This is a genomic window from Micromonospora sp. NPDC051141 (genome assembly GCF_044455765.1).
Lineage (GTDB): Bacteria > Actinomycetota > Actinomycetes > Mycobacteriales > Micromonosporaceae > Micromonospora.
Genome location: NZ_JBITFD010000010.1, coordinates 58,402 through 82,339 on the forward strand (window position 1 = coordinate 58,402; position 23,938 = coordinate 82,339).

Annotated in this window: 22 protein-coding genes and 3 pseudogenes; 9 read left to right on the forward strand and 16 right to left on the reverse strand. The window is 74.2% G+C overall.

The window, feature by feature from the left end:
* Window positions 1–9: 9 nt before the first annotated feature.
* From ACIA6B_RS19670 to ACIA6B_RS19680, 3 genes are all read right to left on the reverse strand, one after another.
* The gene (locus ACIA6B_RS19670; RefSeq protein ID WP_396775153.1) at window positions 10–357 is read right to left on the reverse strand and encodes a Scr1 family TA system antitoxin-like transcriptional regulator; all 348 of its coding nucleotides are present in this window, start codon (window positions 355–357) and stop codon (window positions 10–12) included.
* The gene (locus ACIA6B_RS19675) at window positions 261–1,511 is read right to left on the reverse strand and encodes a PP2C family protein-serine/threonine phosphatase (protein ID WP_396775155.1); all 1,251 of its coding nucleotides are present in this window, start codon (window positions 1,509–1,511) and stop codon (window positions 261–263) included. The genes ACIA6B_RS19670 and ACIA6B_RS19675 overlap by 97 nt, the downstream gene beginning before the upstream one ends.
* Before the next feature lie 73 nt (window positions 1,512–1,584).
* Window positions 1,585–2,130 carry a GNAT family N-acetyltransferase gene (locus ACIA6B_RS19680; protein ID WP_396775156.1) on the reverse strand — a complete coding sequence of 182 codons (546 nt, stop codon included), beginning with the start codon at window positions 2,128–2,130 and terminating at the stop codon, window positions 1,585–1,587.
* 51 nt (window positions 2,131–2,181) lie between these two features.
* Here ACIA6B_RS19680 and ACIA6B_RS19685 point away from each other — a divergent pair, with 51 nt between their 5' ends.
* Window positions 2,182–3,024, forward strand: coding sequence for a YhjD/YihY/BrkB family envelope integrity protein (locus ACIA6B_RS19685; protein ID WP_396775157.1), 843 nt, complete (start codon window positions 2,182–2,184; stop codon window positions 3,022–3,024).
* A 66-nt stretch (window positions 3,025–3,090) separates the two neighbouring features.
* Here ACIA6B_RS19685 and ACIA6B_RS19690 read toward each other — a convergent pair.
* Window positions 3,091–3,261, reverse strand: a pseudogene (locus tag ACIA6B_RS19690) (translocation protein TolB); the annotation flags it as partial.
* A gap of 84 nt (window positions 3,262–3,345) precedes the next feature.
* The gene (locus ACIA6B_RS19695) at window positions 3,346–3,765 is read right to left on the reverse strand and encodes a 50S ribosomal protein L7/L12 (protein WP_396775159.1); all 420 of its coding nucleotides are present in this window, start codon (window positions 3,763–3,765) and stop codon (window positions 3,346–3,348) included.
* Between the two features lie 68 nt (window positions 3,766–3,833).
* On the opposite strand from ACIA6B_RS19695, the gene ACIA6B_RS19700 reads away from it, so the two are divergent.
* Entirely contained in the window at window positions 3,834–5,432 is a 1,599-nt protein-coding gene (locus ACIA6B_RS19700; RefSeq protein WP_396775161.1) for a phytoene desaturase family protein, read from the forward strand.
* Between the two features lie 53 nt (window positions 5,433–5,485).
* Here the strand turns inward: ACIA6B_RS19700 and ACIA6B_RS19705 are convergent, their stop codons facing one another.
* Together ACIA6B_RS19705 and ACIA6B_RS19710 are read right to left on the reverse strand one after the other, a co-directional pair.
* Window positions 5,486–6,121, reverse strand: a complete 636-nt coding sequence (locus ACIA6B_RS19705; protein ID WP_396775475.1) for a TMEM175 family protein — start codon at window positions 6,119–6,121, stop codon at window positions 5,486–5,488.
* A 109-nt stretch (window positions 6,122–6,230) separates the two neighbouring features.
* Window positions 6,231–7,811: a Rieske 2Fe-2S domain-containing protein gene (locus ACIA6B_RS19710; RefSeq protein ID WP_396775163.1), complete on the reverse strand. Its 1,581-nt coding sequence runs from the start codon at window positions 7,809–7,811 to the stop codon at window positions 6,231–6,233.
* Window positions 7,812–8,082: 271 nt separating this feature from the next.
* On the opposite strand from ACIA6B_RS19710, the gene ACIA6B_RS19715 reads away from it, so the two are divergent.
* Window positions 8,083–8,307 carry a DUF2631 domain-containing protein gene (locus ACIA6B_RS19715; protein ID WP_107155975.1) on the forward strand — a complete coding sequence of 75 codons (225 nt, stop codon included), beginning with the start codon at window positions 8,083–8,085 and terminating at the stop codon, window positions 8,305–8,307.
* A gap of 81 nt (window positions 8,308–8,388) precedes the next feature.
* On the opposite strand, the gene ACIA6B_RS19720 is transcribed toward ACIA6B_RS19715, so the two are convergent.
* From ACIA6B_RS19720 to ACIA6B_RS19755, 8 genes are all read right to left on the reverse strand, one after another.
* Window positions 8,389–9,603, reverse strand: a complete 1,215-nt coding sequence (locus tag ACIA6B_RS19720) for a DivIVA domain-containing protein (protein ID WP_396775165.1) — start codon at window positions 9,601–9,603, stop codon at window positions 8,389–8,391.
* A gap of 22 nt (window positions 9,604–9,625) precedes the next feature.
* The gene (rlmN, locus tag ACIA6B_RS19725; protein ID WP_281935651.1) at window positions 9,626–10,771 is read right to left on the reverse strand and encodes a 23S rRNA (adenine(2503)-C(2))-methyltransferase RlmN; all 1,146 of its coding nucleotides are present in this window, start codon (window positions 10,769–10,771) and stop codon (window positions 9,626–9,628) included.
* Window positions 10,772–10,875: 104 nt separating this feature from the next.
* Window positions 10,876–12,153, reverse strand: a complete 1,278-nt coding sequence (locus tag ACIA6B_RS19730; RefSeq protein ID WP_396775168.1) for a phosphatidate cytidylyltransferase — start codon at window positions 12,151–12,153, stop codon at window positions 10,876–10,878.
* A gap of 260 nt (window positions 12,154–12,413) precedes the next feature.
* Window positions 12,414–12,971 (reverse strand): ribosome recycling factor, encoded by a 558-nt coding sequence (gene frr, locus ACIA6B_RS19735; RefSeq protein ID WP_396775169.1) that lies wholly within the window; start codon window positions 12,969–12,971, stop codon window positions 12,414–12,416.
* Window positions 12,972–13,053: 82 nt separating this feature from the next.
* A complete protein-coding gene (gene pyrH / locus ACIA6B_RS19740; RefSeq protein WP_036345766.1) occupies window positions 13,054–13,821 on the reverse strand; it encodes a UMP kinase in 768 nt (255 codons plus the stop codon).
* A gap of 152 nt (window positions 13,822–13,973) precedes the next feature.
* Window positions 13,974–14,801: a translation elongation factor Ts gene (gene tsf, locus ACIA6B_RS19745; protein WP_396775171.1), complete on the reverse strand. Its 828-nt coding sequence runs from the start codon at window positions 14,799–14,801 to the stop codon at window positions 13,974–13,976.
* Between the two features lie 141 nt (window positions 14,802–14,942).
* A complete protein-coding gene (gene rpsB, locus ACIA6B_RS19750) occupies window positions 14,943–15,830 on the reverse strand; it encodes a 30S ribosomal protein S2 (protein WP_396775173.1) in 888 nt (295 codons plus the stop codon).
* 283 nt (window positions 15,831–16,113) lie between these two features.
* Window positions 16,114–17,244 (reverse strand): hypothetical protein, encoded by a 1,131-nt coding sequence (locus ACIA6B_RS19755; protein ID WP_396775175.1) that lies wholly within the window; start codon window positions 17,242–17,244, stop codon window positions 16,114–16,116.
* A gap of 224 nt (window positions 17,245–17,468) precedes the next feature.
* Here ACIA6B_RS19755 and ACIA6B_RS19760 point away from each other — a divergent pair, with 224 nt between their 5' ends.
* The 6 genes and pseudogenes from ACIA6B_RS19760 to ACIA6B_RS19785 all read left to right on the forward strand — a co-directional run bounded on the left by ACIA6B_RS19760 (window position 17,469) and on the right by ACIA6B_RS19785 (window position 23,114).
* Entirely contained in the window at window positions 17,469–17,828 is a 360-nt protein-coding gene (locus tag ACIA6B_RS19760; protein WP_396775177.1) for a YraN family protein, read from the forward strand.
* Between the two features lies 1 nt (window position 17,829).
* On the forward strand, window positions 17,830–19,350 hold the full coding sequence (locus ACIA6B_RS19765) for a YifB family Mg chelatase-like AAA ATPase (protein ID WP_396775179.1): 1,521 nt from the start codon (window positions 17,830–17,832) through the stop codon (window positions 19,348–19,350).
* Complete coding sequence (locus tag ACIA6B_RS19770) at window positions 19,347–20,555, forward strand: DNA-processing protein DprA (RefSeq protein WP_396775181.1); 1,209 nt, start codon at window positions 19,347–19,349, stop codon at window positions 20,553–20,555. The genes ACIA6B_RS19765 and ACIA6B_RS19770 overlap by 4 nt, the downstream gene beginning before the upstream one ends.
* Before the next feature lie 206 nt (window positions 20,556–20,761).
* A pseudogene (locus tag ACIA6B_RS19775) lies at window positions 20,762–21,176 on the forward strand (site-specific integrase); the annotation flags it as partial.
* A 212-nt stretch (window positions 21,177–21,388) separates the two neighbouring features.
* Window positions 21,389–21,889 (forward strand): annotated as a pseudogene (locus ACIA6B_RS19780) (tyrosine-type recombinase/integrase); the annotation flags it as partial.
* 43 nt (window positions 21,890–21,932) lie between these two features.
* Window positions 21,933–23,114, forward strand: a complete 1,182-nt coding sequence (locus ACIA6B_RS19785) for an aminotransferase class V-fold PLP-dependent enzyme (RefSeq protein WP_396775183.1) — start codon at window positions 21,933–21,935, stop codon at window positions 23,112–23,114.
* Here the strand turns inward: ACIA6B_RS19785 and ACIA6B_RS19790 are convergent.
* Entirely contained in the window at window positions 23,048–23,824 is a 777-nt protein-coding gene (locus ACIA6B_RS19790; RefSeq protein ID WP_396775185.1) for a murein hydrolase activator EnvC family protein, read from the reverse strand. The two genes, ACIA6B_RS19785 and ACIA6B_RS19790, sit on opposite strands and share 67 nt — an antisense overlap.
* Window positions 23,825–23,938 lie beyond the last annotated feature (114 nt).

Below are 23,938 nucleotides of genomic sequence, written 5' to 3' on the forward strand. Positions count from 1 at the left end.
TTCGCCGCCTCACCGGATCGTCCGCTCTGCCGTGATCATGAAGGAGTGGAGGAAGGCCGTCCAGGCCGTCGGGTGGAAACGGAGCGCCGGGCCGACGTGCGCCACCTCGCCGCCGTCCGGTGTGCGGGCCAGGATGAACGGGCCGGCCAGCCCGGCGTGCATCCCCGCGTCGGCGGGCACGACGTGCACGGTGGCGTTCGGCTGCTCGGTCACCCGCAGCAGGTGCTCGAACTGTCCGCCATCACCGCCGGCTCCGCCGGCTAGACCTCGGGCGTGGCCACCGGGCCGGGGCGGTCGCCGCCACCGGACGCGGTGAGGTGCTCCAGGTGCCGCATGGGCAGGTGCGGCGGCTGCCACTCCAGGAACAGCGCGGTGGCGTCGTCGTCCAGCTCGTCCCGCTGGTATGCGAGGACGGCGCGGATCAGACGACGCATCGTCTCCGGGCTGGGCAACCTCTCGTTGAGGGCACGCTCGACGAAGTCGACCAGCCGGTCCAGCCCGAAGCGCTCCTTGTTGTCGCCGCGGGCGTCGGTGATGCCGTCGGTGTAGGCGAGGATGCGGTCGCCCGGGTGCAGCGCCTCCTCGTGCACCCGGGGTCGCTTCCCCGACAGGTTGCCCAGACCGAGCGGCAGCGCGGTCGGGCCGGGCAGCGCCCGGACGGCCCGGCCGTCGCGCAGCAGCATGGCGCCCGGGTGGCCCGCGTTGATGATCCGGAGCAGACCGGTACGCCTGTCGAGTTCGGCGAGCAGCGCGGTCGCGAACGTGCCGGGGTGCTCGGCGCGTACCCACCTGTCGATGCTGATCGCCGTGTCGACCAGGTCCAGGCCGGTACGCCGGGCGTTGCGGTACGCGCTGACCACGAGCGAGGCCAGCGCGCTCGCCTTGATGCCGTGCCCGCAGGTGTCGAAGAGCCCGACGCTGAGCACGTCGTCGTTGAGCGCGTAGTCGAAGATGTCCCCGCCGACGTCGTAGCAGGGTTCGAGGATGGCGGTGATCACCAGGTCGTCGGTGGCGAACGTCAGCGGCGGCAGCAGCCCCCAGACGATCTCGGCGGCGACCTGCATCGGCAGGCGGCGGCGGATCCGTTCCACGACGTCGCCGTAGAGGCGGCGGTTCACCAGAAGCTGGGCGACGTTGACCGCGAGTTCCCAGGCCGGCCGGTCCGACGCGGGGTCGTCGGCGGCCGGCGACACCACCTCCAGCACCCCCAGCCGTTCGCAGCCGAGTAGCAGGGGCACCCAGAGCCGGTCCGGGTGGGCGGGCGCGCGCTGCACCTCAAGGCTGGTGAACGCCCGACCGGCCAGCGTCGTCTCGATCGTCAGCTCGCCCCGGGCCGGGCCGGCGCCGGGCATGGGGACGAGCGACGACTGCGTGTAGTCGGCGAGGTAGATCACGATCTCGCGGGCGCCGATGGCCGGCGCGGCGCTGCTCACCAGGAGCGACAACTCGTCCGGCCCGCCCCGGGACGCGTGGAGTTGCAGCCAACGCGCTGCCTCGCCGCCGTCGACCACCGCACCTCCCCCGCGTCTCCACCACCGTAGGAGTCCGACGGCGAACTGCCAACGTACGGGCACCCGACTTCGGTCAGGCGGGCCGGTCCAGGACGAACGTCTCCAGCTCCGCGCCGCCGTACCAGTCGGTGCGCACGCCCAGGTGCGTCATGCCGAGCCGCCGGGCCACCGCCGTCGACGGCTCGTTGCCGGCCATCACCACCGCGTACACCCGGCCGGTGCCGGTGGCGAACTCCCGCTCCAGCACCGCCCGGGCCGCCTCGGTGGCGTAGCCGTGGCCCTGCGCGTCGGGGTGCAGGTGCCAGCCGACCTCCAGGTCGTCGGTGGGCGTGACACCGTCCCGGCCGGGCAGCGGCTTGAGCAGCACGCTGCCGGCCGCGCAGCCCGTCGCGTGCGGTTCGATCGCCCACAGGCCCCACCGACCGGCGTACGGCGCGTTGCGCTCGCGCCAGGAACGCACCCGCTCCAGCGCGTCGCCGGGTCGGGTCAACCGCCCCTTCCCGCCGCCCAGCCAGCGCATCACCTCCGCCCGGGAGTAGATGTCGTAGACCCGGGCGAGGTCGTCGGGTGACTCGGTCCAGTCCCGGACCACCAGCCGCCCGGTCGAGGCGATCATCATGACGCCGGATCGTAATGCGTGGCCGGCGACCGCACGGGGAACGAGGGGGCGATGGGCGACGGCTGGCAACGCACGAAGCGGATCACCTCGGCGGCGTTCCGGCCGGTCCGGGGCCGGGATCTCTCGCTGCACGCCGCCGCGATCACGTTCTACGGCGCGATCGCCGTGGTGCCGGTGGCGCTGCTGGCGATCTGGCTCACCGGGCTGCTCGCCGGCGCCGACCGGGTGCGCCGGCTGACCTCGTACGCGATCGACACGCTGCCCACCGAGATCGGCGCGCACCGGGCGGTGGCCGCGCTCGTCGAGGCCGGGTTGGGGCTGACCCCGCTGCTGGCGCTCGCCTCGCTGCTGCCGGCCTCGCTCTACGGCGAGGGGCTGCGCCGGGCGTTCGTCTCGGTGGCCGAGCCGCGCGCCGAGTCCGGCGCGCTCGTCGGCTGGCGTGGTCGGGTGCTGCTGCTGCCGCTGCTCGCGCCCGCCCCGGCCCTGCTGCTGTCGATCCTGCTAGCGCTGCCGCTGACCACCCGGCTGGTCCGGCAGGGCGGCTGGATCGGCGCGCTCGGTGTGGTGCTGTCGTTCCTGGCGGTGTGGCTGGTGCTCACGCCGGTGCTGGTGTGGGTGTTCCGGGTGGTCGGCCCGGCCTCCCCGGACTGGTTGTCCACGCTCGGCATGGGCTCGTTCACCGCCGCGAACCTCTCCGGCTTCCTGCACGGGTTCGTGCTGTTCTGCTCGCTGCCGCTGAACCTGGGCGTGCCGTTCGGCGGGTTCGACGAGATCGGCGGCGGGGTGGCGGTGCTGCTCTGGCTCTACCTGTTCCACGTGATCGTGCTGGCCGGCTACTCGGCCACGCTGGCGTTGAGCCGGTGGCGGGCCGCCCGGGAGGCGGCCCGCGCCTGAGCCGGTCAGCGCCGGAACGGGCCGCGCACCTCGTAGGTGATGCCGCCGGTGCCGGCCTTCGCGCCGCCCGGTCAGCGGCGCCGCGCCGGCCTCCACCAGCGAGTCGTCGTACGCGAGGTCGAGCCGCTCCCGCGCCGCGTCGTACGCCCACACCCGGTTGTCGCCCTTGGTGGTGAACCAGCGGGTGTCGTCCGCGTACCAGCAACCCTCGCCGCCGGCGAACGACTTCGCGGATGACCTCCCCGAGACGATGGCTCCCCGCCGACAGTAGACCCGTCGTCGCATCGACCGCTGCCGCTGCGCGGTGAACGCCGGATGACGTCAGAGTCGGTCGACGTACCGCTTCGCCTCGGCCAGCGACCAGTTCGTGTGCTCCCGCACCAGCTTGACGGCGTGGATCTTCTTCCCGGCACGTACCAGTCGGGTCGCCTCGGCGCGCACGCCGCCGCCCGGGTCGACCGGGCCGCCGGGTGGGGCCGGCAGCGGGCCGCCCGCCCGCAACGCGTCGACCGCCTGCTTCGCCTCCAGCAGCGGCAGCCCGGTCTGCTGGCGCAACAGCCGGACCGCCTCGACCGTGCGCCCCGCCCGGGCCAGCCGGAGCACCTCCCCCTGCCCACCGCCCGCCGCCGGGTCCGGGGCGACCAGATCCCGGGGACGGCCGGCGGACCGCCGGAGCGCGAACCAGAGCAGGAGCAGGACGACGAGCACGGCCGGGAGCGCGAACGGGACTGCCTCGGGCATGCCGGCCACGGTAGCGCCCGGCCGCGAACCCTCCCGCCGGGGTCGGCCCGGCAGTAGGCTCCGTTCCCATGACTGACGGGACCGAACTGCCGGCACGCGCCGACGTCGTCGTGGTCGGCTCCGGGCACAACGGCCTGGTCTCGGCGATCCTGCTGGCCCGCGCCGGCCTCGACGTGCTGGTGCTGGAGGCGGCCGAGGTGATCGGCGGCGCCACCCGCACCGAGAACCCGTTCCCGCGGGTGCCCGGGCTGCGTCACTCCACCGGGTCGTACCTGCTCGGGTTGATGCCGCCGGAACTGCTCGCCACGCTCGACGTGACCGTTCCGGTGCTGCGCCGCGACCCGCACTACTTCCTGCCCACGCCCGGCGGCCCCGGCGCGCCGTACCTCCTCGCCGGCAGCGACGTGGCGGCCACCCGGCGGCAGCTCACCGAGATGTTCTCGGCGGCGGACGTGGCGGCCGACGACGCGCTCCAGGCCGAGCTGGCGCAGCTCCGCGAGGACCTCGCGCCGGCGTGGCTGGCCGAGCCGCTGCCGGTCGACGAGACCGCCGAGCGCTACGTCCGGCCGGCCCTGCGACAGGTCTTCGTCGACCTGGTCCGCGGCTCGGTCGCCGACCACCTGGCCCGCTTCGACTTCCGCTCCGAGCTGCTGGTCAGCATGTACGCGGTCACCGACGGGCTGTCCGGGCTCAACGCCGGCCCGGACGACCCGGGCACCGGGCACAACTTCCTGGTGCACAACATGTGCCGGCTGCCCGGCGCGGACGGCACCTGGATGATCGCCGAGGGCGGCATGGGCACCGTGTCGCGCACGTTCGCCGACGCGGCCCGGGGCGCGGGCGCCCGCATCGTCACCGGCGCCCCGGTCACCGCCATCACGCTGGACTCCGGCGCCGCGTCGGGCGTGGTGCTGGCCGACGGCCGGGAGGTCGGCGCGTCAGTGGTGCTGGGCGCGTGTGACCCGTACCGGCTGATGGACCTGCTGCCCGACGGCGCGCTCCCGGCGGAGCTGGGCGCGCGGATGGCGGCGGTCCGCCGGCCCGGCACCACGCTCAAGCTCAACCTGGCGCTCACCGGGCTGCCGCGCTTCTCCTGCCTGCCGACCGACGCGCCGAGCCCGTTCGGCTCGACCATCCACCTGCTGCCCGGCTCCGACTCGCTGGTCGGCGACGGCGGTGAGTCGCCGATGACGGCGCTGCGCGGCATGTGGGCGGACGTCCAGGCCGGGCGGCTGCCGGACGAGCCGACCATCGAGTGGTACGTGCACACCACCGTCGACCCGTCGCTGCAGGACCCCGCCGGGCACCACTCGTCGGCGCTGTTCGTCCAGTCGGTTCCCTACGAGCTGGCCGGCACCACCTGGGACGCGGCGCTGCCCGGGTACGTCGAGCGGCTGGTCGCGATCTGCGAGCGGTACGCGCCGGGCACCGCCGACCTGGTCGCGGACGCGGTGCCGCTGCCCCCGCCCGGCATCGAGGCCCACTTCGGCATCACCGGCGGGCACATCCACCACGTCGACAACACGGTGTCGTTCACCGACCGGATGCCGTACGCCACCGGCGTGGACGGCGTCTACGCGGGCAGTGCCGGCTGCCACCCGGCGGGCAGCGTGATCGGCGCCGCCGGCCACAACGCCGCCCGTCGCATCCTCGCCGATCTGAAGTAAGGAGGGGCCCCCGGTTAACGCCTGCGGTATAGCAGGGGCCCCCTTTCAACACCTCACGGCGAGGCGGCCTCCTGGCCGGCGCGCGGCAGGTCGCCGGGGCCACGGATCACGTAGAGGCCGATCAGCAGCAGGTACGCCAGCAGGCTGAGGATCGGGTCGACGAACACGACCGCGAACGCGACCAGGTACAGCAGCGGGCCGAGCCGGAACCGGCGGGCCACCGCCCGGGCCAGCCGCGGGTCGAGATCCGGGTGCAGCAGACCCCGGCGGCGGGCCCACCACCAGCTCAGGTTGAAGAACACCGCCTCGCCGAGCACCGTGCCGACGTACAGCGCCGCGGTCAGCCGCTGGTCGCCGGCCGAGCCGCGCAGATTGTCCGCCAGCAGGTTCGCGGTGAACGGGATGGCGGCCACGAACATCAGCAGCAGCAGGTTCAACACCAGCAGCATCTGGTCGACCCGGCAGACGTAGCGCCACATGTTGTGGTGCGTCAGCCACACCTGGCCGACGACCGCGAACGTGATCACGTACGCCAGGTAGGCCCGCCACTCGTGCGCCAACGCGGCCGGCAGCCCCCGGCCGTCCGGGGTGTCCGGACCGAACTGGAGCAGCTCGACCGCCATCAGCGTGAGCACGATGGCGATCACCGCGTCGCTGAACGCCTCCACCCGGGAGGCGTCCCGCGCCATCTCGCTGCTGCGCCCGAACCGGTACGCCGGCTCCCGGTCCGCCCCCGTCACGCCGCCCCTCTCACCAGGAGATGGTCGCGCGCCGGGGGCGGCGGGCGGGGCGAAAGCGTCAGATGACCGGGTTACCGGCCGGCGCCGGCGTCTCCTCGTCGGCCCGGTGGGCGCGGATCTTGTGCCCGACGCTGGTCAGGCACCGACCGCTGGGCAGGTCGAACTTCCACCCGTGGAGCTGGCAGGTGAGCTGGTCACCGTCGACGATGCCGAACCGGCTCAGGTCCGCCTTCAGGTGCGGGCAGCGCCGCTGCACCACCCAGCCGTCGACCGTGATGTCCTCGGCGTCGACCGCGCGCTCGTGCTCGTCGTACCAGCCCTCGGCGTACTGGAGGCGCTCCTCGGAGAGGCACTTGAAGAACGCGTAGACGAACTCGTTGTACTGGCCGATCCGGGCCGCCGAGAACCGGCAGGAGAGGAAGAGCGAGTTGACCCAGTCGACCTCGCCGATGTGGAACAGGTGCTCGATCAGCGCCCGTTCGGTGCGGAACCGGTAGCGGACCTTCTCGTCCGCGTACGGCCGGACCTCCTTGCCCGGGAAGTCCACCACGATCGACTCGACGTCGGCGCCGTCGTAGCTCACCAGGTCGAAGCGGACCGGGCCGCCGACGCCCTTGGCCAGGTAGATCGACTCGTCGAGCAGCGGCTCGATCCGGCGCTTCATCTCGGCCAGCACGTCGATCTCCGGGTGCCGCCAGGACGCCTTCTCGGCCTCGATGACGCCACGCTTGCGCTCCCGCATCTCCTCCAGGTGGGCGACCTTGTTCGCGAAGAACTCCTCCACCGGCTGCGGGTGGGTGGTGGTCGCGCCCTCGGTGGTGATCTCGGTGACGCTGCCCGGCAGCAGCACGATGCCGTTGTGGCCGCCGACCTTCGCGTACTCGGCCAGGAAGACCGACTGGTCGGGGAAGATGTTGCCCTCGTCGCCGAAGATGTCGTTGAACTGCCACAGCTCGTCGTCGAGGAAACAGGGCGGGCCGGCGATCGGGAAGACGTGGTCGGCCTTCAGGTCGTCGATGTAGCGCCAGGTGCGGTCGAACTGCCGGTCCCGCTTCTGCTTGCCGAACGCGGTCTTCGCCGACTGCGGCAGCTCGTAGACCATCGGGTACCAGATCGCGCCGGAGAACTGGAGCATGTGCGCGTGCACGTGGCCCAACTCGGCGAAGACGGTCAGGTCGGTGGGGCGGGCGTCGTTCTGGTTGAGCAGCCGGACGCCGTCGTACTCGACCCAGAGCGACGAGTCGCCGATCGGGCCGTCGGTCGGGCTGGTCAACGCCTGGATCATGATCTTGAGGCCGCGGGGCAGCTCCACCACCTGCTCGTTCGGGGCCTTCAGGAACGTCGTGAAGCCCAGCTCCCGCAGCTCGTCCTCCATCTCGGAGGTCGGGTACTCGGGCAGCAGGACGGTGGCGTCCTTCGAGACGAAGTCCCGCAGGTGCTTCGCGTCGAAGTGGTCCCGGTGCAGGTGCGACACGTACAGGTAGTCGACCTGGCCCAGCGTCGCCCAGTCGAGCTGGGAGTTGTCGGGGAAGGGGAACCACGAGGCGAAGTAGGCGGGATTGACCCACGGGTCGCACAGGATGCTGCCCGCGGGCGTGTCGATCCGCATGCTGGCGTGGCCCGTACCGGTCACTCGCACCGTAGTCCCCCTCAAAAAGGCATCAGGCGTACGACAAGACGCTACCGGAGACAGTGTGGTCGCCGTCCCGCGACGCCCACAGTGCCGGCCGGCCCCCGCGGAACAGGTCCAACGGCCCGGGCCGATCCGCCCACCCGTCGCGCCGGCCGTCGGTCGCCCGTGCGGGTCGTCCCTGCGGGTCGTCCGACCGCGTCGGGTCGGACCCTGCGCCGGGCCCGGCACGCGGCGTGCCAGACTAACCGGAGATCCGATCGCGAGGGAAGGACCGACAGTGGCAGGAGACGAGCCGGTAACCGCGCCAGACCAGCACAGGCCCGGGCACCGCAGGTCCGGACGGATCGGTGCGGTGGTGTCGGCGGTGGCCCTGGTGTTGATGGCGCTCTGCGGCACCGAGGAGGGCCGGGTGGAGCACATCTGGCTGTTCGGGATCGCCGCGCTGCTGCTCGCCATCGTCATCGGCGACGCCGTGCTGCGCCGCAACGGCCTGCGGTCCTGACACCCGGCGCCAGCGGTACGCGGAAGGGCCCGTCCCCTCGGGGACGGGCCCTTCGTCGTCGGGTGCGTCGTCGGGCGCGGCTCAGCGGCCGAGCAGGATGTCCTGCACGTCCTTGAGCGCGGCGTCGACCTCCGCCTCGAAGTAGCCGCCGGGCACCAGCCCGAAGCGCAGCGTGTCCAACTCCTTCGGGTTCACCGGCATCGGGTTGCGCCCCTGCATGCCGCCGAGCAGCGTGTCGAAGAACCGGTCGACCTGGTCCGGGTCGTACCCGCTGCCGAACCGACGGACCTGGAAGCCGCGCCGGATCTGGTCGACCCGGTGCAGGTCGCTGCCGGGCGGACCGGCCATCGGCGGGCCCACCATCGGCGGGCCGGCGGCCGGCGGCCCGACAATCGGCGGGCCCGTCATCGAGGGGCCGCCCCCATAGCCCTGGTCCGGCGGGCCGTAGCCCGGGTCCGGCGGGCCGTAGCCCTGCTGCGGCAGCGCCGGCGGGCCGGCCGGGCCGCGCCCACGCAGCTCCCGCAGGTCCCGCTCGGGCATCCGGATCTCCGCGGTCATGTCGGCCCGACCGTGCCGGCCGGCCTCGAAGCCGTCGAAGCGGTCGCTCGGGCCGCCGTACCCACCCGGTCCCTTGTCCTGGCCGTAACCGCCCGGACCGGGGTCCTGGCCGTAACCGCCGGGGCCGGTGTCCTGGCCGTAGCCACCCGGACCGGGGTCCTGACCGTAGCCACCCGGACCGGACGGCAGGCTGCGCGGCGGCGGTCCGCCGTGCCCCATCGGGGCGCCCGGCCCGGGGCCCATCGGGCCGGGACCGGCCGGACCGCGCGGCGCGTCGTAGCCGCCCCGGGGGCCGTCGTACCCACCGGCGAACGCACCGGTCGGCTCGTCGTAGCGGTTGCCGTAGCGGTCGACGGGCGGGCCGGCCTGGGCCGGCATCTGCCGGGGCGGCATCGGCGGCTGCGGCACCGGGGACAGGCCACGGTCGTCGCGCATCGGCGGGCCGAGCCGGTCGGCCATCCGGGGATCGCCACCGCGCCCGCCGGGGGCGCCGGCGCGCTCCTCCAGCTCGGCGAGCTGCCGCTCGACCCGGTCGAGGTGCAGGTCGACCTGCCACTCGTCATAGCCGTTGAACCGGACCCGGAAAACGACGTCGTGGACCTCCTGGGACGCGACGGGCGCACCGACCGGCTGGCCGTCGAGGGTCGCCTCGACCCGGTCCAGGAAGGCGTCTACCTCGTCGACCTTGTATCCCCGACGGAGCGCCTTCCGCCGGAAACGCTGACCCTGACTCGCCACTATGTCTCCTGGTCTCGTACCGCTACGCCGTTGCCGCGCGGGGGTCGCTGTCGGTGTCCTCGGCGGCGGCGAGCTGCCCACACGCCCCGTCGATCTCGCGTCCCCGGGTGTCCCGCACCGTGGTGGACACGCCGGCGTCGCGCAACCGCCTGACGAACTCCCGCTCGACCGGCTTCGGGCTGGCGTCCCAGCGGCTGCCCGGGGTCGGGTTGAGCGGGATCAGGTTCACGTGGGTCAGCTTGCCCGCCAGCAGCCGCCCGAGCAGGTCGGCCCGCCACGGCTGGTCGTTCACGTCCTTGATCATCGCGTATTCGATGGACACGCGACGCCCCGTCGTGGCCGCGTAGTCCCACGCCGCGTCCAGCACCTCGGACACCTTCCAGCGCTGGTTGACCGGGACGAGTTCGTCGCGCAGCTCATCATCGGGGGCGTGCAGCGACAACGCAAGGGTCACGGAGAGGTCTTCGCTGGCCAACCGCCGAATGGCCGGCACCAGCCCGACGGTGGAGACGGTGATGTGCCGCTGGGACAGGCCGAGCCCCTCCGGGGCCGGCGCGACCAGCCGGCGGATCGCCGCCACCACCCGCGCGTAGTTGGCCAGCGGCTCACCCATGCCCATGAACACCACGTGCGACAGCCGCGGCGGCGAGCCGGCCACCGCGCCGGAGGCGGCCACGCCGGCCAGGTAGACGGCCTGGTCGACGATCTCCGCGGTGGAGAGGTTACGGGTCAGCCCGGCCTGGCCGGTGGCGCAGAACGGGCAGGCCATGCCGCAGCCGGCCTGGCTGGAGATGCAGACGGTGACCCGGTCCGGATAACCCATCAGCACGCTCTCCACCAGCGAGCCGTCGTGCAGCCGCCAGAGCGCCTTGCGGGTGGCGCCGTCGTCGCAGGCCAGCTCGCGGACCGGGGTGAGCAGCGTGGGCAGCAACGTGCCGGCCAGCCGCTCCCGGGTCGCCGCCGGCAGGTCGGTCATCCGCTCCGGGTCACGGACCAGGCGGCCGAAGTAATGGTTCGACACCTGCTTGGCGCGGAACGCCGGTTCGCCCAGCTCCGTCACGAGCGCCTGCCGGCCCGGCAGGTCGAGGTCGGCGAGGTGACGGGGAGGCATCGCGGGCCGGCGGCCGCGGGCGTCGGGGTCTACGGAGATCAGCGGGAGGCTCGTCATGGCGCGTCCAGTCTGACACGCGCCGAGCCGGACGCACCTGTCCACCGGCGCCGAATCGCCCCCGACCGGCCGGTCGGGGGCGTGGCGACGACGTGATCCATCCCTCAGCTCACCACCGGCACGAAGACCGCCAACAGCAGGTACGCCGTCGGCACCGCGAACAGGATCGAGTCGAGCCGGTCCATCAGGCCGCCGTGGCCGGGCAGCAGGTTGCTCATGTCCTTGACGCCCAGATCGCGCTTGATCATCGACTCGGCGAGGTCACCGAGCACCGCCGCGCAGGACATCGCCATCCCGAACAGCGCGCCCCACCACGGGGCCACGTCGAACAGCAGCCACAGCAGCAACGCGCTGCCCGCCGCAGCGGCGGTGACCGAGCCGGCGAAGCCCTCCCACGACTTCTTCGGGCTGATCTTCGGGGCCATCGGACGCTTGCCGAAGGCCACCCCGGCCGCGTACCCACCGGTGTCGGAGAGCACCACCGCCACCAGCGTGACCAGCACCCGCAGGTGACCGTCGTCGGGCGCGGCGGCGAGCAGGGCCGCGAAGCCGGCGAGGAAGGGCACGTAGACCGCGATCAGCGTGGCCGCGGTCAGGTCACGCTGGTAGTTGCCGGGGCCGTCACCGAGCCGCCAGATCATCGTGCCCAGCACGGTGACCAGCAGCCCGAGGCAGAGCGCGTCCGGGCCGGCGAACCAGGCCAGCCCGACCATGATCACGCCACCGGCGACCAGCGGCACCAGCGGCGGGTGGGCGCCGCTGCGGCGGACCGCCCGCGCCATCTCCCAGATGCCGATCGCCACCGCGGCGGCGAGCACGGCCAGGAACGCCGGCAGGAAGAAGAAGAGCGGCACCACGATCGCCGCGCCGAGAGCCGCCCCGACGCCGATCGCCGCCGGCAGGTTGCGGCCCGCCCGGGACGCCGGCGGCGCGGTGGTCGGGGGACGGTCCGCGCTCGCCCGTCGACGCCCCTTCGACCGGCGGCCGGCCGGCGGTTCGGGCGCGGGCTCGTCGCGTACCGCGGGGTCGTCACGGACCGTGGGCGCGTCGCGGACCGGTGCGAGCTGCGCGGTGGGGTAGTCGTCGTCCGGCCGGTCGTCGCCCGCCGGGCCGCGGTCGCCGGACCCGGGCTCGTCCCGCCGGCCACGCGGCGCGGCCGGGGAGCCGTCGGGCGGCCACGGCGCGTCGTGGTGCCGCTGATCCAGCGGGTACGCGTCGGTGACCGGCCCGGCGTACGCCTCCGCGTCGGGAAAGGCGTCCGGGCCGGGGGCGGGACGCCGCCACGGACCGGGCTCCAGGCCGGTCTCCGGCCAGGGCAGGGCGGGGGCCGAGCGGTCCCAGCCGCGCGGCTCGGTGCCGCCGTAGGGGTCGGGGTGGGACATCACGCACCGGCAGACGGTACGAAAGCCACCACATGACGCAAGACCAAGACCATCCCCTACCGGCGTGAGACTTCCTGTTGACCGACCGACGACCGGACGATTCCCGCCGTTCACCCGGTGGTGGTCGCCGAATCGTGCCGAGCCTACTGCAACCGCCCGGCGTCGAGGGTGGACGCCGCCGGGCACGACGACGGCACCGGGCCGCCGCCCGGGGTGCCGGGCGACGGCGGCGCGGTGCCGTGACGGAGTGCGCGGGCCGTTCAGACCTCGAGCAGCTCGCTCTCCTTGTGCTTGATCATTTCATCCACGGTGGCGACGAAGCGCTGGGTCAGGTCGTCCAGGTCCTTCTCCGCGCGCCGGCCCTCGTCCTCGCCGACCTCGCCGTCCTTGACCAGGCGGTCCAGCTCTTCCTTGCCCTTGCGGCGGATGTTCCGGACGGCGACCTTCGCCTCCTCGCCCTTCTGCCGGGCGACCTTGATCATCTCGCGTCGCCGCTCCTCGGTCATCTGCGGGAGCACGATGCGCAGCTGGTTGCCCTCGTTGTTCGGGTTCACCCCGAGGTCCGAGTCGCGGATCGCCTTCTCCATCGCATTGGTCTGCGAGGTGTCGTACGGCTTGATGATCACCATGCGCGGCTCGGGCACCGCGATGGACGCCATCTGCGGCAGCGGGGTCGGGCTGCCGTAGTAGTCGATGACGATCCGGGAGAACATGGCGGCGTTGGCACGACCGGTGCGGATCCCGCCGAATTCCTCCCTGGCGTGCTCGATGGCACGCTCCATCTTCTCCTCCGCCTCGAGGAGGGTGTCGTCGATCACCGGTCTCCTCGCCTCCTTCTGTCGCTCGTCGTGGGCTGTGCTGGGGCTGTGGCAGAGGACCGCTGCCGGTCCGGGTGGCCGGTCAGGCGGTGATCAGCGTGCCGATCTTCTCACCGCCGACGGCGCGGACGATCGTGTCGTCACCCTGGGCGCCGAAGACCAGCATCGGCAGGCCGTTCTCCATGCAGAGGCTGAACGCGGCGGCGTCGGCGACCCGCAGGTTGCGGCGCAGCACCTCGGAGAAGGTGATCGAGTCGAGCTTGCTCGCCGTCGGGTCGATCCGGGGGTCGGCGGTGTAGACCGCGTCCACGCCGTTCTTGCTCATCAGCACCACGTCCGCGCGGATCTCCAGCGCGCGCTGGGCGGCCACCGTGTCGGTGGAGAAGTACGGCATCCCGGCGCCGGCGCCGAAGATCACCACCCGGCCCTTCTCCAGATGCCGGATCGCGCGCAACGGAATGTACGGCTCGGCGACCTGGGCCATGGTGATCGCGCTCTGCACCCGGGTCTCGATGCCCTCCTTCTCCAGGAAGTCCTGAAGCGCGAGGCAGTTCATCACCGTGCCCAGCATGCCCATGTAGTCGGCGCGGGCGCGGTCCATGCCGCGCTTCTGCAGCTCGGCGCCGCGGAAGAAGTTGCCGCCGCCGACCACCACGGAGACCTGCACGCCGCGACGGACCACGGTGGCGATCTGCCGGGCGATGCCCTGCACCACGTCCGGGTCGACGCCGATCGCGCCGCCGCCGAAGACCTCGCCGGACAGCTTCAGCACCACCCGACGGGACCGGCCGGGCGGAGGGGCGGTCGGGTCATCCGCCGCCAGGCTCCGGTCACTCACAACCTGCGTCATCCGCCCCGCCCCTTCTCCCCGCGCACCGCGCGAGCGTCGCGTACCTGCCCTTGCCGACCCTATGTGACGAGGAGGCCGCGGTGCCTGTCGCGTACACCGGCGGCCTCCTCGTCCACGTTCTCGCTGCCCGGGCCCGCAGCCCGGGTGGCGGCTCAGGCCTGGCCGACCTCGAACCGCACGAAGCGGGTCACCTCGATGCCGGCCTCGGCCAGCACCTGCTTGACGGTCTTCTTGTTGTCGGCGACCGCGGCCTGCTCCAGCAGGACGAAGTCCTTGAAGAAGGCGTTCACCCGGCCCTCGACGATCTTCGGGAGCGCAGCCTCGGGCTTGTTCTCCTCGCGGGCGGTCTGCTCGGCGATGCGCCGCTCGGACTCGACCGTCTCGGCGGGCACCTCGTCCCGGGTGAGGTACTTCGGCCGCATCGCGGCGATCTGCATCGCGACGCCACGGGCGTCCGCGTCGCCCGCCTCGTCGGTCTTGCCGGAGAACTGCACCAGCACGCCGACCGCCGGGGGCAGGTCCTGGCTCTTGCGGTGCAGGTAGACCGCGGTGGTGCCGTCGAGCTTGGCGAAGCGGTTCAGCACCAGCTTCTCGCCGATCTTGGCGGACTGCTCCTGGATCAGGTCGGCCACGCTCTTGCCGTCGATGGTGCTGGCGAGCAGCTCCTCGGCGTTGGTGGCGCCACTGGTCACGCCGTGCTCGACCAGCTGCTGGGCCAGCGCGATGAAGGCGTCGTTCTTGGCGACGAAGTCGGTCTCGCAGTTGAGTTCGAGCAGCGCCTGGCCGGAGTGGGCGATGAGACCGTTGGCGGCGGTGCGACCGGCCCGCTTGCCCACGTCCTTCGCGCCCTTGACGCGCAGGATCTCGACGGCCTTGTCGAAGTCGCCCTCGGCCTCGGTCAGCGCCTTCTTGGAGTCCATCATGCCGGCGCCGGTGAGGTCCCGGAGCTTCTTGACGTCCGCGGCGGTGAAGTTGGACATGACTCTCTCTTCGGTGTCTGTGACTACTGCGGTGGGATGGTCTGACTGCCGGTTACCCGGAACCGGGCCGGTGTCGCCCGGTGTGTCCGCCGCGCCCCGCTGGCCGGCGCAGAACCGGCCAGCGGGGACGCGACGGTGCGATCACTCCGCGGCGGCGGTCGCCGGCTGCTCGGCAGCGGCCGGGGCCGGCTGCTGCTCGGCGGCGGGCTGCTCGGCGGCGGCGGGCTGCTCGTCGGCCTTCTTCGGCTCCTCGAGCAGCTCGCGCTCCCACTCGGCCAGCGGCTCGTCGGCACCGACCTGGCCCGCCTCGGGCTTCTCGTCGCCGCCCCGGCCACGGCCGGAACGCGCGATCAGACCGTCGGCGACGGCCGCGGCGACGACCTTGGTCAGCAGCTCGGCCGAGCGGATGGCGTCGTCGTTACCCGGGATCGGGAAGTCGACCTCGTCCGGGTCGCAGTTGGTGTCCAGCACCGCGATCACCGGGATGCCCAGCTTGCGGGCCTCGTCGACGGCGATGTGCTCCTTCTTGGTGTCGACGATCCAGACCGCGGCCGGGAGCTTCTGCATGTCCCGCAGGCCACCGAGGGTCTTGGTGAGCTTGATCTTCTCGCGGGAGAGCTGGAGGGTCTCCTTCTTGGTGTAACCGGCGGCGGTGCCGCTCAGGTCACCCAGGGCCTCAAGCTCCTTCATCCGCTGGAGCCGCTTGTACACGGTCTGGAAGTTGGTCAGCATGCCACCGAGCCAGCGGTGGTTGACGTACGGCTGGCCGACCCGGGTCGCCTGCTCGGCGATGGCCTCCTGGGCCTGCTTCTTGGTGCCGACGAACAGGATGCTGCCGCCGCCCGCGACGGTGGTGCGGATGAACGAGTACGCCTTCTCGATGTAGTCGAGGGTCTGGCGCAGGTCGATGATGTAGATACCGTTGCGCTCGGTGAAGATGAAGCGCTTCATCTTCGGATTCCAGCGCCGGGTCTGGTGCCCGAAGTGCACACCGCTCTCCAGCAGCTGACGCATGGTCACGACGGCCATGGTGGGTACTCCTACTTTGTCCCTGGTTGTCCGTCCGGCCGGCGGCCGGACGCCTGGCGCCCGGTCGCCGGCCAGGGTGGGCCCGGACGAAGGACCGGGACCAGGGAGGCCGTCGCTCCACGGAATGACCATGGAGAGGGCACGCGAGGTCGACCGCGCGAGGCGGTCGCCAGTTGACCAGTGTACGCGCCGTCTCCGCCCCCCGGCCCCGGGGTGCGCGGTCGCCGGCGTTCAGCGGGCCGCGAGCACGCCAGCGGTCAGCGGGCCGCGAGCACGGCGGCGGTCAGCGGGCCGCGAGCGCGGCGGCGACGAAGAGCACCAGGCCCACGGTCAGGTACGCGGTCGGCGGGCGGAGCCAGCCGCGGCTGCCCTCGGCCAGCGCGAGCCCACCGGTGCGCAGGCCGTACAGCCCGGCGCCGAAGATCGGCAGCCCGACCACCAGGAACGTGCCCACCACGACGTGCGACGTGGAGACCGGGTCACCCACCAGCCCGTGCAGCAGCACCCGCAACGCGGGCACCTCCAGCACCAGCACGAGTGCCGCCAGCAGCACCGCCAACGCCGGGCGGCGGGTCCGGTAGACGCCGTCGCCGGGCGGCGGCCCGTCCGGTCGGGGCATGACCGCCGGCATCGGGCCGGTCGGCATCTCCAGCGGGTTCACCGGCGCCGTCGGCTCGGCCGGGGCGGTCGGGCGCTCGCCGATGGTCAGCGAGGTGGCCGTACCCGGGCTCGGCCGACCGCCCACGGAGATCTGCGTCCCGCCGCCCGTGGCGGGCTCCGCCGACCGGCCGGTCTCCACGATCGGGTAGCCGCCGAGCGGGCCCGGACGGGCCGGATCGCCGCTCCCGGCGGGCGCGTCCGCGCCGAACCCCCCGAACGAGCCCGGACCGGCCGAAACGGCACCCCCGGCCGGGGCGTCCGCACCGAATCCCCCGAACGAGGCGGGTCGGGCCGGGTCGACGCCCCCGGCGAGGGCGTCGGTCCCGCGCGACCCGAGCGGGTCCGGCGCGCCACGCGACGCGGTGCCGAGCGGGTCCGGCGCGCCACGCGACGCGGTGCCGAGTGCGTCGACGCCGCTGCGCGACACCGCGCCGAGCGGGTCGTCCCCGTGCCCGGCCGCCGCCTCGCGTGCCGCCCGCCGGCCGGCCCGCCCCGGCAGCTCCCCGGAGACCTCCGGGTCGTCCGGTCGCTGTGACCGCCAACCACTCGTGTCGTCGACCAGCGGATCGGCGGCGGAGTACCGACCCGGGTCCGCGTACCGGCCCTCGCCCGCCCGCTGCTCCGGGGCGCGGTAGTCGTCGTCGCGGTAGCGCGGCTCGCCCGCGGCGCGCCAGTCCGACTCGTACCCGCGGTCACCCCACCGCGGTTCCTGCTGATCCTCGGGATAGCTCCGTCGTCCGTCCACGACGGGCACGGTATGCGACCGGCACCAGCCACGCCATTCGGGTCGGTCGGAGCGTCACCGCAGCTCATCCCCACACCGCCCGGTCGTCGTACGGTCACGGGGAGTGTCCTCGCGGATCGTCCCCTTAGCAGATCGGGCGCGAGATCGTCCGCCCGTCCACAACCTCACCCTCGTCCACAGACCGGCGGCGGCAGCTCCGCACGACCACGCCCGCCGGTCGCATCCTGACCGGCATGACGAACCGGAACCAGGCCGTCGGCGCCTACGGCGAACGGTGCGCGCTGCGGCATCTGATCGAGGCCGGGCTACGCCCGATCGCCCGCAACTGGCGCTGCCCCGACGGGGAGATCGACATCATCGCCTGGGAAGGGCCGGTCCTCGCCTTCTGCGAGGTGAAGACGCGGCGCACCGAGCGGTACGGCTCCCCCGCCGAGGCCGTGGTCCGGGCCAAGGCACGCCGGCTGCGCGGCCTGGCCGCCCGCTGGCTCGCCGAGACCGGCACCACCGCCGACGAGGTCCGTTTCGACGTGCTCTCGGTCCGGTTGCCGGCCGCCGGCCACGCCCGCGTGGAACACCTCCGGGGCGCGTTCTGACATGGGCTACGCCAAGGTTCTCAGCGTCGGGCTGGCCGGCGTGTCCGGGCAGGTGGTCGAGGTGGAGGCCGACCTCGCGCCCGGCCTGCCGGCGGTGCTCATCTCCGGCCTGCCGGACACCGCGCTGCACGAGGCCCGCGACCGGGTTCGCGCCGCCATCGTCAACTCCGGCCAGAAGTGGCCCAACCGGCGGATCACACTCAACCTGCTCCCCGCCACCCTGCCCAAGTACGGTTCCGCGTTCGACCTCGCCATCGCCGTCGCCGTGCTCGCCGGTTCCGGCGAACTACCACCGGTCGCCCTGGAGGGCACCGTCGTCCTCGGCGAACTCGGTCTCGACGGCACGGTCCGCCCGGTCCGGGGCGCCCTGCCCATGGTCGCCGCCGCTGCCCGGGCCGGCTGCCCGCGCGTCGTGGTGCCGGCCGGCAACGCCGCGGAGGCCGCCGTCATCCCCGGCGTACGGGTGCACGGGGTCGACACGCTGCACCGGCTCGTCGCGCACGTCCGCGGCGGGGTGCCACTGCTCGCCTCACCGGAGCCGCCACCGGCCGGCGCGCCCACCGGTCCCGACCTCAGCGACGTCGCCGGGCAGCCCCTCGGCCGGCGGGCACTGGAGATCGCCGCCGCCGGCGGCCACCACCTCGCCCTGCTCGGCCCGCCCGGGGCCGGCAAGACCATGCTCGCCGAACGACTGCCGTCGATCCTGCCCGCGTTGGACGACGAGGCCGCCCTGGAGGTGACGGCGCTGTACTCGATCGCCGGCCTGCTGCCGCCCGGCGGCGGGTTGCTGCGCCGCCCACCGTTCCAGGCGCCGCACCACACCGCCACGGTGCCCGCGCTGGTCGGCGGCGGCGCCGGGCTGGCCCGACCCGGCGCCGTGTCGCTGGCCCACCGGGGCGTGCTCTTCCTCGACGAGGCGCCGGAGTTCAGCAAGGGCGCGCTGGAGGCGTTGCGCCAGCCGCTGGAGAGCGGACGGGTCCGGGTCGCCCGCACCCGGGGCGCCGTCGAGTACCCGGCCCGTTCCCAACTGGTGCTGGCCGCCAACCCCTGCCCCTGCGCGAAGCCGTCCGGCGACGCCGACTGCGAGTGCGCCCCGCAGGCCCGGCGGCGCTACCTCGGCCGGCTCTCGGGACCACTGCTCGACCGGGTCGACGTGCAGGTGCAACTGCTGCCGGTGACTGCGGCGGAGCTGATGGAGACGGTGGCCGTGAGCGAGTCCTCGTCGACGGTCGCCGCCCGCGTCGCCGCGGCCCGACGGGCCGCCGCCGACCGGTGGGCCGGCACCGGGCACCGGCTCAACGCCGAGATACCGGGGCCGCTCCTGCGCCGTCCACCGTGGCGGCTCCCCGCCGACGACACCGCTGAGCTACGCGCCCGGCTGGACTGCGGATCGATCTCCGCACGCGGCTTCGATCGCGTCATCCGGATGGCCTGGACCGTAGCCGACCTGGACGGGCGAGCGCGCCCGGACCGGCAGGACGTGCTGGAGGCCCTCCAACTCAGGACGGGAGCGGGCGCATGAGCACCGGGGAGGAGGGGCTGCTCGCCCGGCTGGCGTTGACCTGGCTCGCCGAGCCCGGCACCTGGACCGTGTACCGGCTGGTGGACTCGATCGGCCCGATCGCCACGCTGGACCTGCTGCTCGACGGCGGCGCACCCGAGGACCGGCTCCGCGCCACCGTGGCGGCCCGCCGCGCCGGCGGTGACGCACGCGGCGTCGCCGCCGAGGCGCTGGCCCGCGCGGAACGGCTCGGTGCCCGCGTCATCTGCCCGGAGGACGCCGAATGGCCGGCTCGACTCGCCGACCTGAGCCGGCTCCGGCTGCCCGACGCCCGCCGGCGGGTGGACCTGGAAACCGCCCCGCCGCTGTGCCTGTGGCTGCGCGGCGCCCGGCGACTGGACGAATCCCTGGAGCGTTCCGTGGCCGTGGTCGGCGCCCGGGCGGCGACCACGTACGGCCTGCACGTGGCGACCGAACTCGGCTACGGTCTCGCCGACCGGGGCTGGACCGTGGTCTCCGGGGGTGCCTTCGGCATCGACGCGGCGGCGCACCGGGGCGCGCTGAACGCCGGCGGGGTGACCGTGAGCGTGCTGGCGTGCGGGATCGATCGGCCCTACCCGATGGGTAACGCCGCGCTCTTCGACCGGATCGCCGAGTCCGGGTTGCTGCTCGGCGAATGGCTGCCCGGGGCGGAGCCCCTGCGTCCCCGGTTCCTCATCCGGAATCGCGTGATCGCCGCCGGAACCGTCGGCACCGTGCTGGTGGAGGCGTCCGCCCGCAGCGGGGCGACCCAGACGACGAGACGGGCGCTCGCCCTCAACCGCCCGACCATGGTCGTTCCGGGTCCGGTCACGTCGGCCATGTCCGTCGGCGCCCACGAGATCCTCCGCGAGGAGCCGCGGGCCCGCCTGGTCACCGGCGTGGCACACGTGCTGGAGGAGGTGGGTCGGATCGGCGCTGACCTCGCCCCGCTCGTACGCGGGCCGAGCCGGCCCACCGACCAACTCGACGACGAGGCCACGCTGCTGGTGGAGACGTTTCCGCGCCGCGGCGTGATCGGTTTGGAGTCGCTGGCCGCCCGGGCCGGCGTGGACATCCGGACGGCCATGCGGAAGCTGTCGCTGCTGGAGGAACTCCACCTCGTGGTGCGCCGCGACGGCGGGTACGCGTTGGCTCCCCCGGCGGCGACCGACAGGCGGACGGACGCCCGAAGCGGAGAGGGGTGAGCACGCTGCGCTCCCCGATCTCCAGCTCCGCGACGAGACCCCGGATCGCGGTCAGCCGGCCACGGTGGACGGACCGTACGGCGGGCTGCGGCGGGCAGCGGCGGGCAGCGCGCGTCCGCCTGCCGGTACCCGAGCGGCTCACCCGGTGCCCGTAGGCTCATCCCGACCACGGGGCTCCGCCGGTGCGGATCGACGACGAGGTGGGCATGAGCGGACGACGCGGCGGCACCCGCGACCTCCACGCGGCGCTGCCCGCCGCCATGCGTGCGGCGGTGGACGACTTCGCCGACCACCTGTCCCGGGTGCGGAACCGCTCCGCGCACACCGTCCGGGCGTACGTCACGGACGTGGTCTCGCTGCTGGACCACGCGGCGCGGATGGGCTGCGCCGACCTGCCCGAACTGGACCTCGCGGTGTTGCGCAGCTGGCTGGCCCGGCAGCGGACCATGGGCACCGCCCGGACGACGCTGGCCCGGCGGGCCGCCGCCGCCCGGACCTTCAGCGCCTGGGCGCACCGGGCCGGCCTGCTCCCCGGCGACGTCGCCGCGCCGCTGGCCAGCCCTCGGGCCCGCCGGGACCTGCCCACCGTCCTGCGCGCCGATCAGGCCGCCGCCCTGATGGACGCCCCGGCGCGGGCCGCCGAGGCCGCCGACCGGGACACGGGACTGCCCGCCGAGACCGAACCCGACGTCGACGCGGGCGACAGGGCCGGGGCGGACACCGGAGCCGGGGCGGACGACAGGGCCGGGGCGGGCGACGGGGCCGGGGCGGGCGACAGGGCCGGGGCGGACACCGGAGCCGGGGCGGTCGACGGGGCCGGTCCGCCGGAGGCGGTGCTGCTGCGGGACCGGCTGCTGCTCGAACTGCTCTACGGCACCGGGGTGCGGATCAGCGAGGCGTGCGGCCTGGACGTCACGGACGTCGACCAGGCCCGCCGGGTGGTACGCGTGCTGGGCAAGGGCGGCCGGGAGCGGGCGGTGCCGTACGGGGTCCCGGCGCAGCGCGCCCTGGACGCGTGGCTCGACGCCGGCCGGCCCGCCCTGGTGGTGCCCGGCTCGGGCCGCGCGCTGCTGCTCGGCGCCCGGGGCGGACGGCTGAACCCGACGACCGCCCGGCGGATCGTGGCCGGCTGGACCGCCGCGGCCGGCGTGCCGCGGGTGACCCCGCACGGGCTGCGCCACTCGGCCGCCACCCATCTGCTCGAAGGCGGCGCGGACCTGCGCGCCGTGCAGGAGCTGCTCGGACACTCGTCGCTGGCCAGCACGCAGATCTACACACACGTCTCGGTCGAGCGGCTGCGGGCGGCCTACCGGCAGGCGCACCCACGGGCCTGACGGAACCGGCCGGTGGTGATCCACGGCGGGCTACCATCGACGGATGACGGTGCCGCAGCCGCCCGAGCCGATTCCCGGGGCTCGGCTGCTCTTCTCCCTCGACCCGTCCGTCAGCCACCTCAACCACGGCTCGTACGGTGCCGTGCCGGTCGTCGTGCAGCGCGCCCAGCAGCGGCTGCGCGACGAGATGGAGACCAACCCGATGCGGTTCTTCGGCCCGGGCCTGGTCGACCGGATCACCCACGCCCGGCGGCACCTGGCCGCCTTCCTCGGCGCCGACCCGGACGGCACCGCCCTGGTCGGCAACGCCACCACCGGCGCGGCCGTGGTGTTGCAGTCGCTGGGGCTGCGCCCCGGCGACGAGGTGCTGACCACCGACCACGGGTACGGGGCGGTCGCCCTGTCGGTGGCCCGGGAGTGCGAGCGGACCGGGGCGGTGTCCCGGACCCTGCCGGTGCCGTTGACGGCCACCGACGAGGAGATCGTCGAGATCGTCCGGGCCGGGCTGCGCCCCGGGCGTACCCGGTTGCTGATCGTCGACCAGCTCACCTCGCCGACCGCCCGGCTGTTCCCGGCGGCGGCGCTCGTCGCGGTGGCCCGGGAACGGGAGGTGCCGGTGCTGGTGGACGCGGCGCACGCGCCGGGCATGCTGCCGGCCACGGTGACGTCGGTCGGCGCCGACTTCTGGGTCGGCAACCTGCACAAGTGGGCGTACGCGCCGCGCGGCACCGCCGCGCTGGTGGTGGCGGAGCCGTGGCGGGAGCGGATCCAGCCGCTCGTCGTCTCGTGGGAGCAGGGCAGCGGGTTCCCCACCCGGGTCGAGTGGCAGGCCACCGACGACTACACCGGTTGGCTGGCCGCCCCGGTCGGCGTGTTCACGCTGCGCAGCCTCGGCGTGGACCGGGTGCGCGCGCACAACGCGGCGCTGGCCGCGTACGGGCAACGGGTGGTCGGGGACGCGCTCGGGGTGGCGCCGGAGCGGCTGCCGGCCCCCGGCGGACCGGCGGTCGCCATGCGTCTCGTGCCGCTGCCGCCCGGCGTCGCGACGACGCTGGACGCGGCCCGGGCGCTGCGGTCCCGGATCGCGGAGCGGCTGGCCGCCGAGGTGTCGGTGGCCGGCTGGAACGGCCGGGGCTACCTGCGGCTGTGCGGCCAGGTCTACAACACCCCGGAGGAGTACGACCGGCTGGCGGTGCGGCTGCCCGCGTTGCTCGCCCAGGGCTGAGCGCCCGGGTCGGGCGGCGTGGCCGGCGTCGGGTCGAGTGGGAGGAGTCGAACCCGGCCCAACCCGAGCAGGGCGAGCGGGTCCAGGTAGTCGTCACCGTGGCGCAGTCCCCAGTGCAGGCAGGCCGCGGCGGCACAGCCGGGGTGCCCGGCGAGCAGTTCGCCGACCGGGGTGCCGGCGGCGACCCCGGTGCCGGCGGCGAGCCGGGAGCGGACCGGCTCGTAGGTGGTGCGCAGCCCGTCGCCGTGCCCGACGGTGAGCACCGGCCGGCCGGCCACCACGCCGCCGAAGAGGACCGTTCCCGATCCGGCGGCGCGCACCTCGGCACCCGGTGCGGCGGCGAGGTCCACGCCCCGGTGCCCGGGCAGCCAGGGCCGGGGTGGCGGGTCGAACCGCCGGGCCACCCGGGGTGGGCCCGGCAGCGGCCACCGGAAACGTGCCGCCGGCCCGGTTCCCGGCGCCCCGGCCGCCGACGCCGGTGGACTTACCGGCGATGCGGCTCCGGCCGACGGGAAAGCCCGGACCGCCGGTGGCGCGGCCCCGACGGGAGACACGGCCGCGACGGGAGACACCGCCGCGGCCGGTGCTGGAGCCGCCGGACGTACGGCGCCGGCCGGGGCCGGGCGACGCGACGGCTCGGCGGCCGGGCCGGGCGTGAGGAACAGCACCAGCAGCACGGCCGAACCGGCGCGACCGATCGGGGTAGCCATGCCGCGCACTCTGCCCGCGCCGGCCGGCGTCCGGCCACCGCTCGCGGACGACGCTGTGGACGGACACCCGCTTGTGGACGACGCCCGAACTCGGGACGGATCTGCTAGGGCGGA

Coding starts and splice junctions, on each gene's coding strand:
- ACIA6B_RS19760 (WP_396775177.1), top strand. CDS start 17,469: ATGACGAACCGGAACCAGGCCGTCGGCGCCTACGGCGAACGGTGCGCG.
- rpsB (WP_396775173.1), bottom strand. CDS start 15,830: ATGGCCGTCGTGACCATGCGTCAGCTGCTGGAGAGCGGTGTGCACTTC.
- tsf (WP_396775171.1), bottom strand. CDS start 14,801: ATGTCCAACTTCACCGCCGCGGACGTCAAGAAGCTCCGGGACCTCACC.
- ACIA6B_RS19785 (WP_396775183.1), top strand. CDS start 21,933: ATGACGGTGCCGCAGCCGCCCGAGCCGATTCCCGGGGCTCGGCTGCTC.
- ACIA6B_RS19770 (WP_396775181.1), top strand. CDS start 19,347: ATGAGCACCGGGGAGGAGGGGCTGCTCGCCCGGCTGGCGTTGACCTGG.
- ACIA6B_RS19680 (WP_396775156.1), bottom strand. CDS start 2,130: ATGATGATCGCCTCGACCGGGCGGCTGGTGGTCCGGGACTGGACCGAG.
- ACIA6B_RS19765 (WP_396775179.1), top strand. CDS start 17,830: ATGGGCTACGCCAAGGTTCTCAGCGTCGGGCTGGCCGGCGTGTCCGGG.
- ACIA6B_RS19705 (WP_396775475.1), bottom strand. CDS start 6,121: ATGGCGCGGGACGCCTCCCGGGTGGAGGCGTTCAGCGACGCGGTGATC.
- ACIA6B_RS19790 (WP_396775185.1), bottom strand. CDS start 23,824: ATGGCTACCCCGATCGGTCGCGCCGGTTCGGCCGTGCTGCTGGTGCTG.
- pyrH (WP_036345766.1), bottom strand. CDS start 13,821: ATGACGCAGGTTGTGAGTGACCGGAGCCTGGCGGCGGATGACCCGACC.
- ACIA6B_RS19730 (WP_396775168.1), bottom strand. CDS start 12,153: ATGTCCCACCCCGACCCCTACGGCGGCACCGAGCCGCGCGGCTGGGAC.
- rlmN (WP_281935651.1), bottom strand. CDS start 10,771: ATGACGAGCCTCCCGCTGATCTCCGTAGACCCCGACGCCCGCGGCCGC.
- ACIA6B_RS19700 (WP_396775161.1), top strand. CDS start 3,834: ATGACTGACGGGACCGAACTGCCGGCACGCGCCGACGTCGTCGTGGTC.
- ACIA6B_RS19685 (WP_396775157.1), top strand. CDS start 2,182: ATGGGCGACGGCTGGCAACGCACGAAGCGGATCACCTCGGCGGCGTTC.
- ACIA6B_RS19695 (WP_396775159.1), bottom strand. CDS start 3,765: ATGCCCGAGGCAGTCCCGTTCGCGCTCCCGGCCGTGCTCGTCGTCCTG.